The following is a 14997-nucleotide window of genomic DNA, read 5'->3' as shown; positions in this document are numbered from 1 at the left end:
CACTTGACCAAGGAGATGTTCGTGACCGCGCCCGAAATCCAGTGGATCCGCGATGATGCCAGCCTGGCGCAGCAATGCCGGGAATGGCGCACACAGCCGTACCTCGCGCTCGATACCGAGTTCATGCGCGTCGATACCTTCTATCCCGCGGCCGGTCTGGTGCAGGTGGGCGATGGCCGGCAGGAGTGGCTGATCGATCCGCTGCTGATCCAGGACTGGAGCCCCTTCGCCGAGCTGCTCGAAGACGAGCGGGTGGTGAAGGTGCTGCATGCCTGCAGCGAAGACCTCGAGGTGTTCCTGCGCCTCACCGGCAGCCTGCCGGTGCCGCTGTTCGATACGCAGTTGGCCGCCGCCTATCTCGGCATGGCCCATTCGATGGGCTACTCGAAGCTGGTGAAGGAGGTGCTGGACATCGACCTGCCCAAGGACGAGACCCGTTCCGACTGGTTGCAACGGCCGCTCACCGAGATGCAGATGCGCTACGCCGCCGACGACGTCCAGCACCTCGCCCAGGTCTACCTGGCCCTGGATGCGCGGCTGAGCGAGGAGAAACGCGCCTGGCTGCTGGAGGACGGCGCCGAGCTGGTCGCCAACCTCTGCCGCGAGAGTGATCCGCGCGAGGCCTACCGCGAGGTCAAGCTGGGTTGGCGGCTGCGTCCGCAGCAACTGGCGGTGCTCCGCGAACTCTGCGCCTGGCGCGAGGAGCAGGCACGCCTGCGCAACCGGCCGCGCAACCACGTGCTGCGCGAACGTACCCTGTGGCCGCTGGCGCGCCTGCTGCCGAAGAACAAGACCGACCTGGCGGCGATCGAAGACATGCATCCGCGCACCGTGCGCCAGGACGGCGACTTCCTCATCGAACTGATCGCCCAGGCTTCGCGCCTGCCGCAGAGCGAATGGCCCGAGGCGCTGCCCGAGCCGCTGCCGCCGGAGGTCACCCCGCTGCTCAAGAGCCTGCGCGCCATCGGCCAGCGCGAAGCGGAGACCCTGGGCATGGCGCCTGAGCTGATGCTGCGCAAGAAGATCCTCGAGGCACTGCTCAAGAGCGGCTATCCCGACGGTCCCTACGAACTGCCCGATTCCCTCCGCGGCTGGCGCCGCGAACGCATGGGCCAGGCCCTGCTGGACGCCCTGGAGAGCGCATGAAACGAATCTGTTCCGTCTACAAGAGCCCGCGCAAGAACGAGATGTACCTCTACGTCGACAAGCGCGAGGCGTTGAGCCGCGTACCCGAGGCCCTGCTGGTGCCGTTCGGCGCGCCGCAACATGTCTTCGACCTGCTGCTCACCCCCGAGCGCCAACTGGCCCGCGAGGATGTCGCCAAGGTCCTGGAGAACATCGAGAAGCAGGGCTTCCACTTGCAGATGCCGCCGGGCGAAGAAGAGTACATCGAGCATCTCCCGGAAGAGTTGCTGCGCATGAACGACCCGCTCTGACGCGAGCCGTACCCCGCTGGCGCCGGCTTCCCGGCGCCACTTTCACGACGTGAAACCCGCTCTGTGCAAGGTTGCGCCTTCGGTGCATGATGTCCGCAAGATGTCGCACGATAGCGGAACCCCTGGCAGCGACCGTGGTCTACCAGCGCCAAACCTGCTGCTCTCGAGGGCTTCCCTCCAGGAGCCGTGATGCATGAAAGAACAATATTCTCCGGCCTGATCGCCAGCCCTTGTCCGGCTTGGCAGTGTGACCCATGCGCTTGCTGATTCTCGAACGTGACCACGCTCTCTATGCCGCGCTGCTGATGGCGGCCGACCCCAGCCTGAAGGTGGTGGCGGGGGACGATCCCCTGCAACTCATCGACGCCGCCAGCGAGTGCTCGATCTGGCTCGGCCAGCCCGACCTGGTGGCGCAGATGCTGCGCCAGGGCGTGCATCCGGTCTGGGTGCAGTCGACCTGGGCGGGCATCACGCCGCTGCTGGCCGCCGACCTGCCGAAGGACTACAGCCTGACACGCGCGGTAGGCATCTTCGGCCAGGTGATGAGCGAATACCTGCTGACCTACATGCTCGCCCACGAGCGCCAGTTCCTCGGTCGCCTGGCCAGCCAGGTCGGTTCGCAATGGGATAGCCGCACGCCTGGCGGGTTGCGTGGCCGGCAGGTGGTGATCGTGGGCACCGGGGAGATCGGCCAGGCGGTGGCGCATACCCTGTCCGGCTTCGGCATGGACCTGACCGGGGTGGCGAAGAATCCGCGTTCGCTGGTGCCGTTCAACCGCATGGGGTCGCTCGACGACCTCGGTCGCCTGGTGGAGACGGCCGACTACCTGATCAACCTGCTGCCCGACACCCCCGATACCCACGACATCTACGACCGTGCGCTGTTCGCCCGGCTCAAGCCCACGGCGCTGTTTATCAATGCCGGGCGTGGTGTCGCGGTGGTGGACGCCGACCTGGTGGCGGCACTGGAGAACAACCAACTGGCCGGCGCGGTGATCGACGTCTGCCGCGAAGAGCCGCTGCCGGCCAACCACCTGTTCTGGCATACCCCGCGCCTCTTGCTGACCGGGCACACCGCCGCGCCGACCCTGCCGGGGGCGATGGTCGAACTGTTCCGCGACAACCTCGCGCGCTTCTGGGCGGGTACCGCCATGCGCGGCGAGGTGGACTTCGCTCGCGGCTACTGAGCCGCGTTCCCTCAGGCGGCGAGCGGGAGCAGCGGGTTCACCTCGACGGTGATGTGCACCAGTTCCTCATGCTCGGCCAGGCGGCGCTTGAAATAGTCGGCGCTGCCTTCCTCGGTGGTCAGCAGACTCAGCAGGCAGGCGTACTTGCCCTGGCCGACCTGCCACAGGTGCAGGTCGAGCAGTTCCGCCGGCAGCGGGCTGCTGGCGATCGCCGCGCGGATTTCCGCAGCCACCGGCGCGTCCATCTGCGCATCCAGCAATACCCGGCTGCTCTGCCGGATCAGGCCGCATGCCCAGACACTGACCAGTACCGCGCCGACGATACCCATCAGCGGGTCCAGCCAGGCCGCGTTCCACAGCAGGCCGCCGGCCAGCGCGACGATCGCCAGCAGCGAGGTGGCGGCATCCGCCAGCACGTGCAGGTAGGCGGCGCGCAGATTCAGATCGTGCCGGTGGGCATGATGGTGGTGGTGGTGGTGGTGGTGGTGGTGGTGGTGGTGGTGCGAGTGGCCGTGCCCGTGGTGGGCATGGCCGTCGCGCAGCAGCCAGGCGCAGGCGAGATTGACCAGCAGGCCGAGCGCGGCGACCAGCATCGCCTGCTGGTAGTGGATCGGGCTGGGGTCGAGCAGGCGTTCGACCGATTGGTAGAGCATCAGCCCGGCCACCAGCAGAAGCAGCAGGGCGCTGGTGTAGCTGCCGAGCACCTCGATCTTCCACGTACCGAAGCTGAAGCGCGGGTCGTTGGCATAGCGCCGCGCGGCGCCGTAGGCGAGTACCGCAAGACCCAGGGCCAGGGCATGGGAGCTCATGTGCCAGCCGTCGGCGAGCAGGGCCATGGAGTTGAACAGCCAGCCGCCGGCGATTTCCGCGACCATCATGCAGGCGGTGAGCAATACCGCCCAGCGCGTGTTGTGCTCGGCCAGCGGGTTGCCCTGGTCGAACCGATGGGAATGGCGCAGGGGCTGGGTAGTCGGGGTGCCGGGCATTTGCTACTGTCCTGTCGAGACGTCGAAAATATACTATACCCCAGTATATTACCTTGAGGAGAGAGCGGTGGCCCATACCATCCATGGGAAGAAGAAGCTCCTGGCGCGGGTGCGCCGCATCGCCGGGCAGACCCGGGCGCTGGAGCAGGCGCTGGAAGAGGGCAGCGAATGCGCGGCGGTGCTGCAACAGATCGCGGCGATCCGCGGTGCGGTGAACGGCCTGATGAACGAAGTGCTGGAGGGGCACATCCGCGAACACCTCGGCGCCGAGCAGGCGAGCGCGGAGCAGCGTCGCGAAGACCTGGAACTGGTGGTGACCGCGCTGCGTTCCTACCTGAAGTAGCCATGTGCCGGCCGGTGCTTGGCCTGGAGGGGGCGGGGGACTAGACTATCGCGCCTTTTCACCAGCCCCCGATGCCATGGCCGCCAAAGTCGAACCCTTCTGGAAACGCAAGACCCTCGCCCAACTCGACCAGGACGAGTGGGAGTCGCTGTGCGACGGTTGCGGCCTGTGCTGCCTGCAGAAGCTCGAGGACGAGGACGACGGCAGCGTCTACTACACGCGTATCGCCTGCAAGCTGCTCGACCTGCAAAGCTGCCGCTGCACCAACTACGCCGAGCGCATCCGTTTCGTCCCCGACTGTATCCAGCTCACCCCGGCGCAGGCCGACGAGTTCCAGTGGTTGCCGCCGACCTGCGGCTATCGCCTGGTTGCCGAAGGCAAGGACCTGCCGCTCTGGCACCACCTGGTCTGCGGCGACCCGGAGCGGGTCCACAAGGAACGCATTTCCCAGTCCGGGCGCATGCTCAGCGAGACCCAGGTGGCCGAGGACGACTGGGAGGACTACCTGATCTTCCGCGCCGGCTGAGCTCGCGTCCGTCGCACTTCCTTACCTTGTGAAATGATATGTATTATCATTCGCATATTTGCAAGGGACTTCCGTATCCGACGGAAGCGGGGAGGCGAGGTGTTGCAGCGGGTCAACGGCGCGGGGGGCGCCGCCGGAGGATGCACGGATGGATGAGCGCTTCCGTGGTTCCGTCTCGCATGCCTATCAGGCGTTCCATGGCGAGTTGCTGCGCTTCCTGCGCAAGCACCTGGGCAGTTCGGCGGACGCCGCCGACCTCGCCCAGGATACTTTCGCCCAGTGGCTGAAATGGCCGGGCCGGCAATCGGTCGAGCAGCCGCGCGCATTTCTTTTCCAGATCGCCCGCAACCTGTTGCGCGACCATTGGCGCCGGCAGCAGAGCCGCGGCCAGGATCTCGACCGGCCGGCGGCGAACGACGAACCCGCCGCGCTGGAAGGCGAGGCGGCCGGGCCGGGCGAGCGTTTCGAACAGCAGCAGCGTCTCAGCCACCTGGCGGCCGCGCTGGCCGAGCTGCCGCCGCGGCGGCGCGAAGCGTTCGTCCTGCACAAGTTCGACGGCCTGTCCCAGGTCGAAGTGGCCGAGCGCATGGGAATCTCCCTGAGCATGGTGGAAAAGCACATCGCCAGCGCCTTGCTGCACTGCAAGCGGCGGCTTGGCCAGGGAGGCGAAGGATGAAGCCGCTGGAACGACTGGAACCGCTGTTCGCAGACGAAACCGAAGAGGACATCGATCACCGCGCCGCCTACTGGTTCAGCCGGCGTCGTTCCGGGCATTTCAGCGCTGCCTGCCGGGCCGAGCTGGAGGATTGGCTACGCGCCGATCCGCGCCATCGCGAAGCGCTCGAGGGCATGGAGCGGCTCTGGCGCGAGTTCGACGGCCTGCCGCGCCCGGCGCTGGACGATATTCCCGAGCCGGTGCCGGCCTGGCGCCTGCCACGGGCGCTGGCGGCGGCGTTCTTCGTGTTCTGCGCGCTACTCGTCGCCACCCTGTTCTGGCGCGACCAGTCGCTCGGGCCGAACCTCGCCTACGGCACGGCGCCTGGCGAGCAGCGCGAGGTGGTCCTGGCGGACGGCTCGAAGCTGTTCCTCGACGTCGATACCCAGGTGCAGGTGCGTTACGCCGAGCGCACCCGCGACGTGCTGTTGAAGAAAGGCGAGGTGTTCTTCGTGGTCAGCCACGATCCGGCCCGGCCTTTCCGGGTCGGCAGCGGCGACAGCCGGGTCACCGTACTCGGTACCCAGTTCAGCGTCCGGCGCAACGCGCAGGCCCTCGCCGTGGCGGTGAAACAGGGGCGCGTGGCGTTGCAGCCGTCCCTGGAGAAGGATGCCGAACATGTGCTGCTGGCTGGCGACAGCGCGCGCCTGGACCTCGCCGAGCAGCGCCTGGAACTCGGCCATGTGGCGCCGGAGCAGGTCGCCAGTTGGCGCGATGGGCAGCTGGTGTTCCGCGACAAGCCGCTGGGCGAACTGGTGGAGGAACTGTCGCGCTATCGCGCCGCGCCGATCCGCCTGGGAGATCCCCGGCTTGCCGGCAAGCGGGTCTCCGGTACGGTGCGGATCGCCCGCCCCGACGATTTTCTCCTCGCCCTGCCGGCGCTATTGCCGGTGCGGGTGCAGCCGCAGGCTGGTGGCGAGGTGCTGATCCTGGCGCGCTGAGGCGCGTCGTCAGCATTAATGAAAATATTTTTCATTCGCATATGTGGGTTTTTCTCCCTGCTGCGTCTTCTCTGCTGTCCGTCGCCGCTGCCGGCGACATCCAGCAGTCACTTGGGGAGAGTTCCAGCATGACCTTGCCTTTCACCCGCGCCGCCTGGCGCCCGCTGTGTTCCGCCGCCGTGCTCGGCGCCGCGTTGTGGGCCGCCGGCGCCAGCGCTGCCGAACGACGCTTCGACCTGCCGGCGCAGCCGCTGGCCGCCTCGCTGTCGCGCCTGGCGCAGCAGGCGCAGGTCCAGGTGCTGTTCGACGAGTCGCTCCTGCGGGGCCTGCGCGCTCCGGCGCTGAGCGGCAGCTACGGGGTGCGCGAGGCGCTGGAGCGGTTGCTGGTCGGTTCCGAGCTGGAGCTGGTGGAGGCGGGCGGCGGCTACGTGGTGCGCCGGCGCCAGGTCGACGCCTACAGCGACAACGCGCTGCAACTGGACGCGCAGACCATCGTCGGCAACGGTCGCGAAGTGGACGCCAGCAACGTCGGCCGTTCGACCCTGACCCGGCGGGATATCGAACGCCAGCAGGCGGACAACATCCCCAGCCTGCTGCAGACCCTGCCCGGAGTGACCATGGGCGGCTCGCCCAAGCCGGGCGGACAGACCACCAACATCTGGGGCCTGGGCGACGCCGAGGACGTGCCCTATACCCTGGACGGCGCGCAGAAGAGCGGCTTCGAGCGCTACCAGCAGGGCACCGTGTTCATCGAACCGGAAATGATCAAGCGCATCGAGGTGGAGAAGGGACCGCACTCGGTGTTCACCGGCAATGGCGGCTTCGGCGGCACCGTGCACATGGAGACCAAGGACGCGCCGGACCTGCTGCGCGAAGGCCGCGACGTCGGCGCCATGCTCAAGTACGGCTATCACTCCAACGACCAGCAGAAGATCTACTCCGGCGCCGTGTTCGGTCGCAGCGAAGACCGCCGCGTCGATGCCCTGCTCTATCTCAACGGTCGCGACGGCCGCGACATGAAGCTGGCCGACAACCTGCCGCTGTCGCCCACCGACTACCCGATCAACCCCAAGCGCCTGCCCAACAGCGCCCAGGACGAGAAGACCGGCCTGTTCAAGCTCAACCTGCACCCCACCGAGGAGCACGACCTGGGTTTCACCTACCTGCGCTCGAAAAGCTCGCGCTGGACGCCGTTCTCCGCCAGCAGCTACCCGACCCCGCCGAGCCAGTGGACCATCGACCGCTACGGCTACGAGCTGGGCCTGACCCGCCTGCTGGCCCACCGCGATACCACCGACACCACCTGGACCGGCAAGTACAACTACCATCCGCTGGACAACCCCTGGATCGACCTGCAACTGAGCTATTCCGACGCCCGCACCGAGCAACTCGACCGTCGCGAGGACACCGCCTTCTACCAGCTCGCCACCGGTGGCAAACGGATGCGTACCGAGTACCAGGACAAGGTCCTGGAGCTGCGCAACACCAGCCGTTTCGATACCGGAGCGCTACAGCACGAGCTGACCCTGGGCGCGGCGCTGCACAAGCACAAGCGCGACATCCTCATGCACATGCCGGGCAAGACCTACGAGACCCCGCGCTACAACTACGGCTGGCTGCAACCGGCATTCATGCCGGCCGGCAAGCAGGACACGCAGAGCTTCTACATCCAGGACGCGATCACCTACGGCAGCCTGACCGTCACCCCATCGATGCGCTTCGACAGCGTGCGCAACGACGGCCAGGCCAACCTGGCGCCGATCTACGACAATCCCAAGCTCGGCCATGACTATCGCGCCCAGACCTACTCCGGCTGGTCGCCGCGGCTGTCGGTGTTCTGGACCGCGACGCCGAACCTGGCGTTCTTCGCCGACTACACCGAGACCTGGCGAGCGCCGGTGATCGACGAGCAGTACGAAGTGCAGAACAGTTCGACCATCGGTGGCAGCAGCCGCGACCTGGACGCCGAGCGCATCCATGCGATCCGTGGCGGCAGCGTGATCAACCTGCCGGACCTGCTGGTCGCCGGCGACAGCCTGCAGATCCGCACCACGTTGTTCCAGAACCGCATCAAGGACGAGATATTCCGCACCCGCAGCGTCGGCTGCCGCCAGCAGTCGATCGACAACGGCAGTATCGGCGGTAGCTGCGGCGACATGCTGCCGCTGAGCAACTACCGCAACCTGCCGGGCCTGACCATCAAGGGCTTCGAGATCGAGAGCTTCTACGACAGCCAGCGGCTGTTCGGCAGCCTGTCCTACTCGTGGATGACCGGCAAGCACGATGGGGCCTACAGCAATCCCTGGGGACCGAACGTGTGGGCGCGCGACATCCCGCCGCCGAAGTGGGTGGCCATGCTCGGCCTGAAGGTTCCGGAATGGGATGCCAAGCTCGGCTGGCAGGGCGAGTTCGTGCGCAAGACCGACCGCCTGCCCAGCGATCGCTACAGCGGCGGGATGGGTACCGGTTCCGGCGATATCTACTGGGATCACGCGGCCAACGACAGCTACGACACTCATCGGCTGTTCGCCGAGTGGGTCCCGGCCAAGCTGGGCCTGAAGGACACCCGCATCGACTTCACCGTGGACAACCTGTTCAACCGCTCCTATCGCCAGCCGCTGGGCGGCGACCTGGTCTACAGCCAGGGACGCAACGCCAAGATCAGCGTCACCCAGTTCTTCTGAGGGGCGTCAGCGCACCGAACCGATGCGCCGGGTGTCCTCGGCATACCAGACGGCGAACACCCGGCCGACCAGGTCGGCGCGCGGTACGTAGCCCCAGTAGCGGCTGTCGTTGGAGTTGTCGCGGTTGTCGCCGAGCATGAAGTAGTGGCCGGCGGGGACGGTCCGCTGGGCCATGCGCAGGGAGTCCGGCTGGCGCAGCGCCTGTTGCGCCAGGTAGGGCTCCGTCACCGGGCGCTCATTGACGTAGAGCCGGCCGCCATCGATCCGCACGCGATCGCCGGGTATCCCGGCGATGCGCTTCACATAGGCGATGCTGCGCTGCGGCGGGAAGCGGAACACCACCAGGTCGCCGACCTGCGGGTCGGCGAAGGCGTAGCGCGCGGCGTTGGCGAGGATGAAGTCGCCCTGTTGCAAGGTCGGTTCCATCGAGCGCGAAGGGATCTTGTACAGCGCCACGCCGAGGAGCCGTGCGCGCGGGTCGAGACTGGCGGTGCCGAACGGATTCGCCAGGTAGACGGCCAGCATGATCGCGGCGAGCAGGCCCATGGCGGGCCAGAAGCGTCGTTTCACGAAGGTTCCCTTTTTCGTGGCGGAAGGCCGGCGTCGCCGGCCCCCGCGGTGGTCATACCAGGCCGAGGACCTTGAGCAGGAAGGCGTATTCCAGCGCCACGTCCTTCAGCCCCTGGTAGCGGCCGCTCATGCCGCCGTGGCCGGCGCCGAGGTCGGTCTTGAGCAGCAGCAGGTTGGCGTCGGTCCTGGTCGCCCGCAGTTTCGCCACCCACTTGGCGGCTTCCCAGTACTGCACGCGGCTGTCGTTGTAGCCGGCGACCACCAGCAGGTGCGGGTAGTCCTGGGCCCTGACGTTCTCGTAGGGCGCGTAGGCGGCGATCCGCGCATGCACCTCGGGCTCCTGCGGGTTGCCCCACTCATCGTATTCGGTGACGGTCAGCGGCAGGTCCGGATTGAGCATGCTGTTCAGCACGTCGACGAACGGCACCTCGGCGATGGCCGCGCCGAACAGTTGCGGGCGCTGGTTGAGCACCGCGCCGATCAACAGCCCGCCGGCGCTGCCGCCGCTGATGGCGAGGCCCTCGGGACGGCAGTAGCCCTCGGCGAGCAGGTGCTCGGCGCAGGCGATGAAGTCGTCGAAGCTGTTCTGCTTGTGTTCCAGCTTGCCGGCCCGGTACCAGGCTTCGCCCAGTTCGCCGCCGCCACGGACATGGGCGATGGCGAAGACGAAGCCGCGTTCGAGCAGGCTCAGGCGGGCGTGGGAGAACCAGGGATCGAGGCTATGCCCGTAGGCGCCGTAGCCATAGAGATAGAGCGGCGCGGGGCGCCCGGCGGCGATGCCGTCGAGGACTTCCTTGCGCGCCACCAGGCTGACCGGCACCTGCGTGCCGTCGCCGCTGCTGGCCCAGATGCGCCGGCTGGCGTAGGCGTCGGCGTCGAAGGGGCCTTCCACCGGGGTCTGCTTGAGGACGGTCTGCGTGCCATCGGCGAGGTTCAGCTGGCGTACCTGCGCCGGACGGTTCAGGGCCTCGTAGCGCAGTCGCACGCAGGGGCTGTCGAATTCCAGGCTGTCCTGCACGTAGAGGCTGTAGGCGGCGTCCGGCAACTGCACGCGGTAGGCCGGCAGGCCCTGCGGTTGCACCTCGATAACCGGCAGGCCGCCATCGCGCAGGCCGAGGATCACCGCCTCGGCGTTCAGGCTGACATCTTCCAGGGTCCGCTGCGGGTCGTGGGCCACGCGCAGTTGCCAGTGCTCGCGAGTCGACCGCGGCTCCTCGGCCTGGTAGAGGGCGAAGTTGATCCCCGCCTGGTTGCTGCGGATCAGCCACAGGCCCCGGCCGTCGAGGCGACCGTGGTCGGGGTAGTACTCGTGGCCTTCCTCGCGCGGCGCCAGGCAACGGAACGTTCCCTGCGGCTGGTCGGCGTCGAGCACCCAGGCCTCGCTGGTGGTCTTGCTGTTGAGCAGGAGGATCAGCTGGCGTTCCGAGCTGGAGCGGTAGCAGTGCAGGAAGAAGCGCCCGTCGCCTTCCTCGAACACCAGCTCGGCGCCGGCCTCGCCCAGGCGGTGGCGATAGAGCTTGTGCGGGCGGTGGGTGTCATCCAGTTCACCGAAGAACAGCGTGCGGTTGTCGTTGGCCCAGGTCAGGCTGCCGTCGCAGTCCTCGAAGGGCAGGGCCTGCACCGCGCCGCTGGCGAGATCCTTGACGAACAGGCGGTAGATCTCGTCGCCGCTGGTGTCCAGGCTGTAGGCCAGCAGGCTCTGGTCGGGGCTGATGCTGAAGGCGCCGAGGGAGAGGAAGCCGCCGTCGGCCAACTGGTTGGGATCGAGCAACAGTTGCTCGGCGCCTTCGTCGACCGCCAGGCTGCCGTCCTCCGGACGTGGGCAGCGGTAGTGGCGCGGGTATTCGTCGCCGGCGGTGGTGCGCTGGTAGTACAGCCACGGACCCCACGGACTGGGCAACGACAGGTCGGTCTCGCGGATGCGTCCCCTGATCTCCTCGAACAGGGTCTCGCGCAACCCGGCCTGGTCGGCCAGTTCGCTATCCAGGTAGGCGTTCTCGGCCTTCAGGTAGTCGAGCACCTCCGGGGCGTCGCGCTCCTCCAGCCAGGCGTAGGGGTCGCTTCCGGCGTCGCGGCGGGCGATGGGGGGCTGCGGATGGGGCATCGGGAATCCTCGTCGATCCGGCCATGCGCGAGGCCGGGAAATCTGAATAAAACTGGCGGCGCGGCGCCCGCCATCGGTGGGTAGGCGCGTCGGCATGCAAAAGCGGCTATCATAAGCCCCCCATCACCGCTATCGCCACGCACGCCGCATGAATGAACAAGACTATCTGATCGCCTGGGGCGCCTACGCCATCGCCGGACTTGGTCTGATGCTGGTGTTCTGGCTGATGACCGGCTGGATGTGGCGCTGGCTGCGCGAACCCCTGCGGCTGATCGTCTTCATCCTGCTGTTCACGCCGACTCCGGTGGACCCGCAGAACGACCTCTACGCCCCGGCCATCGCCATCACCGCGCTGGATGTCGTGTTCAAGGTCGGCAACAACGCCTGGCGCGCGGTCTCTGACCTGGCCCTGGTGGCGCTGCTCGGTTTCGGCCTGTACCTGCTGATCGCCGCCATCCGCTGGCCGCTGGAGCGGGCCTGGAAGAATCGTCGGCATCCGTCGCAGGACGCCGAGGACGAGCCGACCCTGCGGCAGATGTTGCAGCCCGAGTTGATGCCGGACGTCGACACCCGCACCGACGAGCACGGCGACCGGCGCATGCGCATCGAGCCGCGCCTGTAGCCTTTCGCGACGAAATCCATTCTTGCGCTACGCCCGGCAGGCGTTCAGCATGAGGCGAGGCCTATGTCGGGATTTCCCATGGATTGCGTGTTCTGCGCCATAGCGGGTGGCCGCGAGCCGGCGCACAGACTCTTCGAGGACGAGCATTTCATCGTCCTGCTGGACATCTTTCCGCTGCGACCGGCGCACGTGCTGATCGTAGCCCGCGAGCACGCCCCGCACCTGAGCGATCTTTCCGCCGCCGCCCGCGACGCCCTCCTGGCGCTCGCCGAGCGTATCGGTCGCGCATTGCGCCGGGCCGGTTTCGGCGTGGAAGGCATCAACCTGTTGCTCAACGATGGCGTGGCGGCCAACCAGCACGTGGCGCACCTGCATCTGCACCTGATTCCCCGGCGTCGCGGCGACCTGCCGCGACTGCTCTGGCGCGCCCTGACCCGTTTCCTGCCGGTCGGTCGCGCGAGCCTGCAGGCGCGTCTGCAGCGGGAACGAGAACTACTACGTACAGCCTTGCTCAGGGAGGTTTGAGCCATGTGTGAACTATTGGGCATGAGCGCCAACGTCCCGACGGACATCGTCTTCAGCTTCACCGGACTGATGCAGCGCGGCGGCGGTACCGGCCCGCACCGCGACGGTTGGGGCATCGCCTTCTACGAAGGACGCGGCGTGCGGCTGTTCCAGGACCCGCTGGCGAGCGTCGATTCGGAGGTGGCGCGGCTGGTGCAGCGCTTCCCGATCAAGAGCGAGACGGTCATCGGGCACATCCGCCAGGCCAACGTCGGCAAGGTCGGGCTGAGCAACACCCACCCCTTCATCCGCGAACTCGGTGGGCGCTACTGGACCTTCGCGCACAATGGCCAACTGGCCGACTTCCAGCCCAAGCCCGGTTTCTACCGCCCGGTCGGCGAGACCGACAGCGAGGCGGCCTTCTGCGACCTGCTGAACCGCGTGCGCCGGGCTTTCCCCGAGCCGGTGCCGGTGGAGGTGCTGTTGCCGGTGCTGATCTCGGCCTGTGACGAATATCGCAAGAAAGGTGTGTTCAATGCCCTGATCAGCGACGGCGACTGGCTGTTCACCTTCTGCTCCAGCAAACTCGCCTACATTACCCGCCGTGCGCCATTCGGCCCGGCGCGGTTGAAGGATGCCGACCTGACCGTGGACTTCCATGCGGAAACCACGCCGGACGATGTGGTCACGGTGATCGCCACCGAGCCGCTCACCGACAACGAGAACTGGACCTTGCAGCAGAGCGGCGAGTGGGTCCTCTGGTGGGGCGGCGAGGTGTTGGCCAAGGGGCGGGTCTGAATCGCCGCCGTGAACGAGGAGAGCGCATGTTCCGCAGTTACCTGAGACTGCTGCTGTTCACCCTGGGCCTGCTGCTCGGGGTGCAGGTGCCCGGTTTCATCGACGACTACGCCAAGCGCGTCGACGCCCATCGCCTGGAGGCCGCGCAGAACATCCAGGGCTTCCAGCAGACCGCCGGGCAGTTCTTCAACGGTAGCCTGGAGGAACTGGTCAGGCATTACCGCAGCAACAGCGATCCGGTGTTCCAGCGCGACGGCGAGAACCTCGACCGCCTGATGCGTCGCGCGCGCATGCTCGACGCTGAGTGGCAGGCCATGCAGGGTCCCTGGTACGCCCGCGCCTGGCACATGCTGCGCGCACCGAACCATGAGTTGCTGATGGAAACCTATGCCAGCTACAGCTACCAAGTCCTGCTCAAGCCCGAGGTGATCGCCTGGGGCCTGGGCTGCGCCTTGCTGGTCGCCTGGATCGCCGAGCTGATCGTGTATTCGCTGGCCTCGCTGTTCGGCTTCGGCGAAGACCGCCGCACCCGCGAGCGTCACTGGAGCTGAGGCGCGACTCAGGCCGCCGCCAGTTCCAGGAATGCCCTGATCACCCGCAGGCCGCGGCGCTTCTCCAGGCAGCCGATCAGGTGGCGGTTGGTCAGCTCGGGACCGACCAGCGGCACCGCGCGAACCCGCGGATCGTTGCCGACCTCCAGGGAAGACACCACGCCGACGCCCAGTTCGGCGGCCACCGCTTCGGTCACCGCTTCCCGGCTGTCCAGCTCCAGCAGCACCCGCGGCTGCACGCCCTGCTCGGCACAGGCGCGGTCGAAGGTGCGGCGGGTGATCGAACCGGGTTCGCGCAGCACCATGATCTGCTGGTCGAGCTCTTCCAGCGGTACGCCTTCGTTGCGTTCGCACCAGGGATGCTGGCGAGGCAACAGGGCGCAGATGCGCGAATTCACCAACTCCTCCAGGAACAGCCCGGGACGCGCCTCGACCTCGGTCAGCACGGCGACGTCGACGTGTTCGCTGAGCAGCGCCGCGAGGGTCTCCTGGGCGTTGCCCAGACGCAGGTTGACGGTGATTCCCGGATAGCTCGCGCGCAGCCGGGCGAGCATCGGCATCACCAGGTGCGGGCCGTCGGCGGCGACTTCGAGGCGGCCGGAGACCAATTGTCGATTGGCGTCGAGCAGGGCCTCGGCTTCTTCCTCCAGGGCGAACAGGGTGCGCGTGATCGCCACCAGGCGCGAGCCCTCCTCGGTCAGTTCGATGCGCCGGGCGGTGCGCCGGAACAGGGTGACCTGGTAGTGCTCCTCGAGTGCCTTGACGTGTCCGGTCACCGCCGGCTGGCTGATGCACAGGCGCTCGGCGGCGCGGGTGAAACTGCCTTCGCGGGCGACGGCGTCGAAGGCGCGGAGCTGGAAGAGATTCATGGTATCGGCCTGGCTTATGGCTGGCATCGGAACAAACAATTTGAACGATAGTAGCGCGGCGCTCACCTTATGTCTCCAGGCTTCCCTGGAACGCCGGCGCGGAACGACCGCCCGGACCGCGAAGCCCGATCCGGTTTCTTTGGCCGATTCCCGCAGAGGAA

Annotated in this window: 16 protein-coding genes; 12 read left to right on the top strand and 4 right to left on the bottom strand. The window is 67.3% G+C overall.

Annotated features, from left to right (window positions below; genetic code table 11):
* Positions 1-21 precede the first annotated feature (21 nt).
* From rnd to ACM0M4_RS19335, 3 genes are all read left to right on the top strand, one after another.
* A complete protein-coding gene (rnd, locus tag ACM0M4_RS19345; protein WP_003145300.1) occupies positions 22-1146 on the top strand; it encodes a ribonuclease D in 1125 nt (374 codons plus the stop codon).
* Positions 1143-1436 (top strand): YcgL domain-containing protein, encoded by a 294-nt coding sequence (locus tag ACM0M4_RS19340; RefSeq protein WP_003082651.1) that lies wholly within the window; start codon positions 1143-1145, stop codon positions 1434-1436. Before rnd ends, ACM0M4_RS19340 begins: the two co-directional genes overlap by 4 nt.
* A gap of 254 nt (positions 1437-1690) precedes the next feature.
* Positions 1691-2623, top strand: coding sequence for a D-2-hydroxyacid dehydrogenase (locus ACM0M4_RS19335; protein WP_003082652.1), 933 nt, complete (start codon positions 1691-1693; stop codon positions 2621-2623).
* 11 nt (positions 2624-2634) lie between these two features.
* Here the strand turns inward: ACM0M4_RS19335 and aitP are convergent, their stop codons facing one another.
* Positions 2635-3609 carry a CDF family iron/cobalt efflux transporter AitP gene (aitP, locus tag ACM0M4_RS19330; protein WP_174816545.1) on the bottom strand — a complete coding sequence of 325 codons (975 nt, stop codon included), beginning with the start codon at positions 3607-3609 and terminating at the stop codon, positions 2635-2637.
* Positions 3610-3676: 67 nt separating this feature from the next.
* Between aitP and ACM0M4_RS19325 the strand changes: the two genes are divergently transcribed.
* The 5 genes from ACM0M4_RS19325 (at position 3677) to hxuC (ending at position 8818) form a co-directional block, all read left to right on the top strand.
* A complete protein-coding gene (locus tag ACM0M4_RS19325) occupies positions 3677-3952 on the top strand; it encodes a metal/formaldehyde-sensitive transcriptional repressor (RefSeq protein WP_003082658.1) in 276 nt (91 codons plus the stop codon).
* 76 nt (positions 3953-4028) lie between these two features.
* Positions 4029-4478: a YcgN family cysteine cluster protein gene (locus ACM0M4_RS19320; RefSeq protein WP_003082662.1), complete on the top strand. Its 450-nt coding sequence runs from the start codon at positions 4029-4031 to the stop codon at positions 4476-4478.
* A gap of 148 nt (positions 4479-4626) precedes the next feature.
* Positions 4627-5154, top strand: a complete 528-nt coding sequence (locus ACM0M4_RS19315) for an RNA polymerase sigma factor (RefSeq protein ID WP_003082669.1) — start codon at positions 4627-4629, stop codon at positions 5152-5154.
* Positions 5151-6134, top strand: a complete 984-nt coding sequence (locus ACM0M4_RS19310; RefSeq protein WP_003082671.1) for a FecR family protein — start codon at positions 5151-5153, stop codon at positions 6132-6134. Before ACM0M4_RS19315 ends, ACM0M4_RS19310 begins: the two co-directional genes overlap by 4 nt.
* Before the next feature lie 128 nt (positions 6135-6262).
* Positions 6263-8818 carry a heme receptor HxuC gene (gene hxuC, locus ACM0M4_RS19305; protein ID WP_003112363.1) on the top strand — a complete coding sequence of 852 codons (2556 nt, stop codon included), beginning with the start codon at positions 6263-6265 and terminating at the stop codon, positions 8816-8818.
* Positions 8819-8824: 6 nt separating this feature from the next.
* Here the strand turns inward: hxuC and lepB are convergent, their stop codons facing one another.
* Together lepB and ACM0M4_RS19295 are read right to left on the bottom strand one after the other, a co-directional pair.
* Positions 8825-9364 carry a signal peptidase I gene (lepB, locus tag ACM0M4_RS19300; RefSeq protein ID WP_014834071.1) on the bottom strand — a complete coding sequence of 180 codons (540 nt, stop codon included), beginning with the start codon at positions 9362-9364 and terminating at the stop codon, positions 8825-8827.
* Between the two features lie 76 nt (positions 9365-9440).
* On the bottom strand, positions 9441-11492 hold the full coding sequence (locus tag ACM0M4_RS19295) for a S9 family peptidase (protein WP_003082674.1): 2052 nt from the start codon (positions 11490-11492) through the stop codon (positions 9441-9443).
* A 148-nt stretch (positions 11493-11640) separates the two neighbouring features.
* On the opposite strand from ACM0M4_RS19295, the gene ACM0M4_RS19290 reads away from it, so the two are divergent.
* From ACM0M4_RS19290 to ACM0M4_RS19275, 4 genes are all read left to right on the top strand, one after another.
* On the top strand, positions 11641-12114 hold the full coding sequence (locus ACM0M4_RS19290) for a hypothetical protein (protein ID WP_003082675.1): 474 nt from the start codon (positions 11641-11643) through the stop codon (positions 12112-12114).
* A gap of 63 nt (positions 12115-12177) precedes the next feature.
* Positions 12178-12639 (top strand): HIT family protein, encoded by a 462-nt coding sequence (locus tag ACM0M4_RS19285; protein WP_003082677.1) that lies wholly within the window; start codon positions 12178-12180, stop codon positions 12637-12639.
* A 3-nt stretch (positions 12640-12642) separates the two neighbouring features.
* Positions 12643-13416, top strand: a complete 774-nt coding sequence (locus ACM0M4_RS19280; RefSeq protein WP_003082680.1) for a class II glutamine amidotransferase — start codon at positions 12643-12645, stop codon at positions 13414-13416.
* 26 nt (positions 13417-13442) lie between these two features.
* Positions 13443-13967 (top strand): DUF2937 family protein, encoded by a 525-nt coding sequence (locus ACM0M4_RS19275; protein WP_003082681.1) that lies wholly within the window; start codon positions 13443-13445, stop codon positions 13965-13967.
* A gap of 8 nt (positions 13968-13975) precedes the next feature.
* Here ACM0M4_RS19275 and ACM0M4_RS19270 read toward each other — a convergent pair whose 3' ends face one another.
* Positions 13976-14836: a LysR substrate-binding domain-containing protein gene (locus ACM0M4_RS19270; RefSeq protein WP_003082684.1), complete on the bottom strand. Its 861-nt coding sequence runs from the start codon at positions 14834-14836 to the stop codon at positions 13976-13978.
* Positions 14837-14997: the final 161 nt, after the last annotated feature.

The organism is Pseudomonas sp. 18-147 (assembly GCF_051048045.1).
In the GTDB taxonomy this organism is placed as follows: Bacteria; Pseudomonadota; Gammaproteobacteria; order Pseudomonadales; family Pseudomonadaceae; genus Pseudomonas; species Pseudomonas aeruginosa.
Note: the sequence above shows the minus strand (reverse complement) of the source record. Positions and strands in the feature narration are given on the sequence as shown.

Bases quoted from the DNA above. Each gene is read 5' to 3' on its own strand.
- ACM0M4_RS19340 (WP_003082651.1), top strand. From the start codon at position 1,143: ATGAAACGAATCTGTTCCGTCTACAAGAGCCCGCGCAAGAACGAGATG.
- ACM0M4_RS19335 (WP_003082652.1), top strand. From the start codon at position 1,691: ATGCGCTTGCTGATTCTCGAACGTGACCACGCTCTCTATGCCGCGCTG.
- aitP (WP_174816545.1), bottom strand. From the start codon at position 3,609: ATGCCCGGCACCCCGACTACCCAGCCCCTGCGCCATTCCCATCGGTTC.
- ACM0M4_RS19320 (WP_003082662.1), top strand. From the start codon at position 4,029: ATGGCCGCCAAAGTCGAACCCTTCTGGAAACGCAAGACCCTCGCCCAA.
- ACM0M4_RS19315 (WP_003082669.1), top strand. From the start codon at position 4,627: ATGGATGAGCGCTTCCGTGGTTCCGTCTCGCATGCCTATCAGGCGTTC.
- ACM0M4_RS19310 (WP_003082671.1), top strand. From the start codon at position 5,151: ATGAAGCCGCTGGAACGACTGGAACCGCTGTTCGCAGACGAAACCGAA.
- hxuC (WP_003112363.1), top strand. From the start codon at position 6,263: ATGACCTTGCCTTTCACCCGCGCCGCCTGGCGCCCGCTGTGTTCCGCC.
- lepB (WP_014834071.1), bottom strand. From the start codon at position 9,364: ATGGGCCTGCTCGCCGCGATCATGCTGGCCGTCTACCTGGCGAATCCG.
- ACM0M4_RS19295 (WP_003082674.1), bottom strand. From the start codon at position 11,492: ATGCCCCATCCGCAGCCCCCCATCGCCCGCCGCGACGCCGGAAGCGAC.
- ACM0M4_RS19290 (WP_003082675.1), top strand. From the start codon at position 11,641: ATGAATGAACAAGACTATCTGATCGCCTGGGGCGCCTACGCCATCGCC.
- ACM0M4_RS19285 (WP_003082677.1), top strand. From the start codon at position 12,178: ATGTCGGGATTTCCCATGGATTGCGTGTTCTGCGCCATAGCGGGTGGC.
- ACM0M4_RS19280 (WP_003082680.1), top strand. From the start codon at position 12,643: ATGTGTGAACTATTGGGCATGAGCGCCAACGTCCCGACGGACATCGTC.
- ACM0M4_RS19275 (WP_003082681.1), top strand. From the start codon at position 13,443: ATGTTCCGCAGTTACCTGAGACTGCTGCTGTTCACCCTGGGCCTGCTG.
- ACM0M4_RS19270 (WP_003082684.1), bottom strand. From the start codon at position 14,836: ATGAATCTCTTCCAGCTCCGCGCCTTCGACGCCGTCGCCCGCGAAGGC.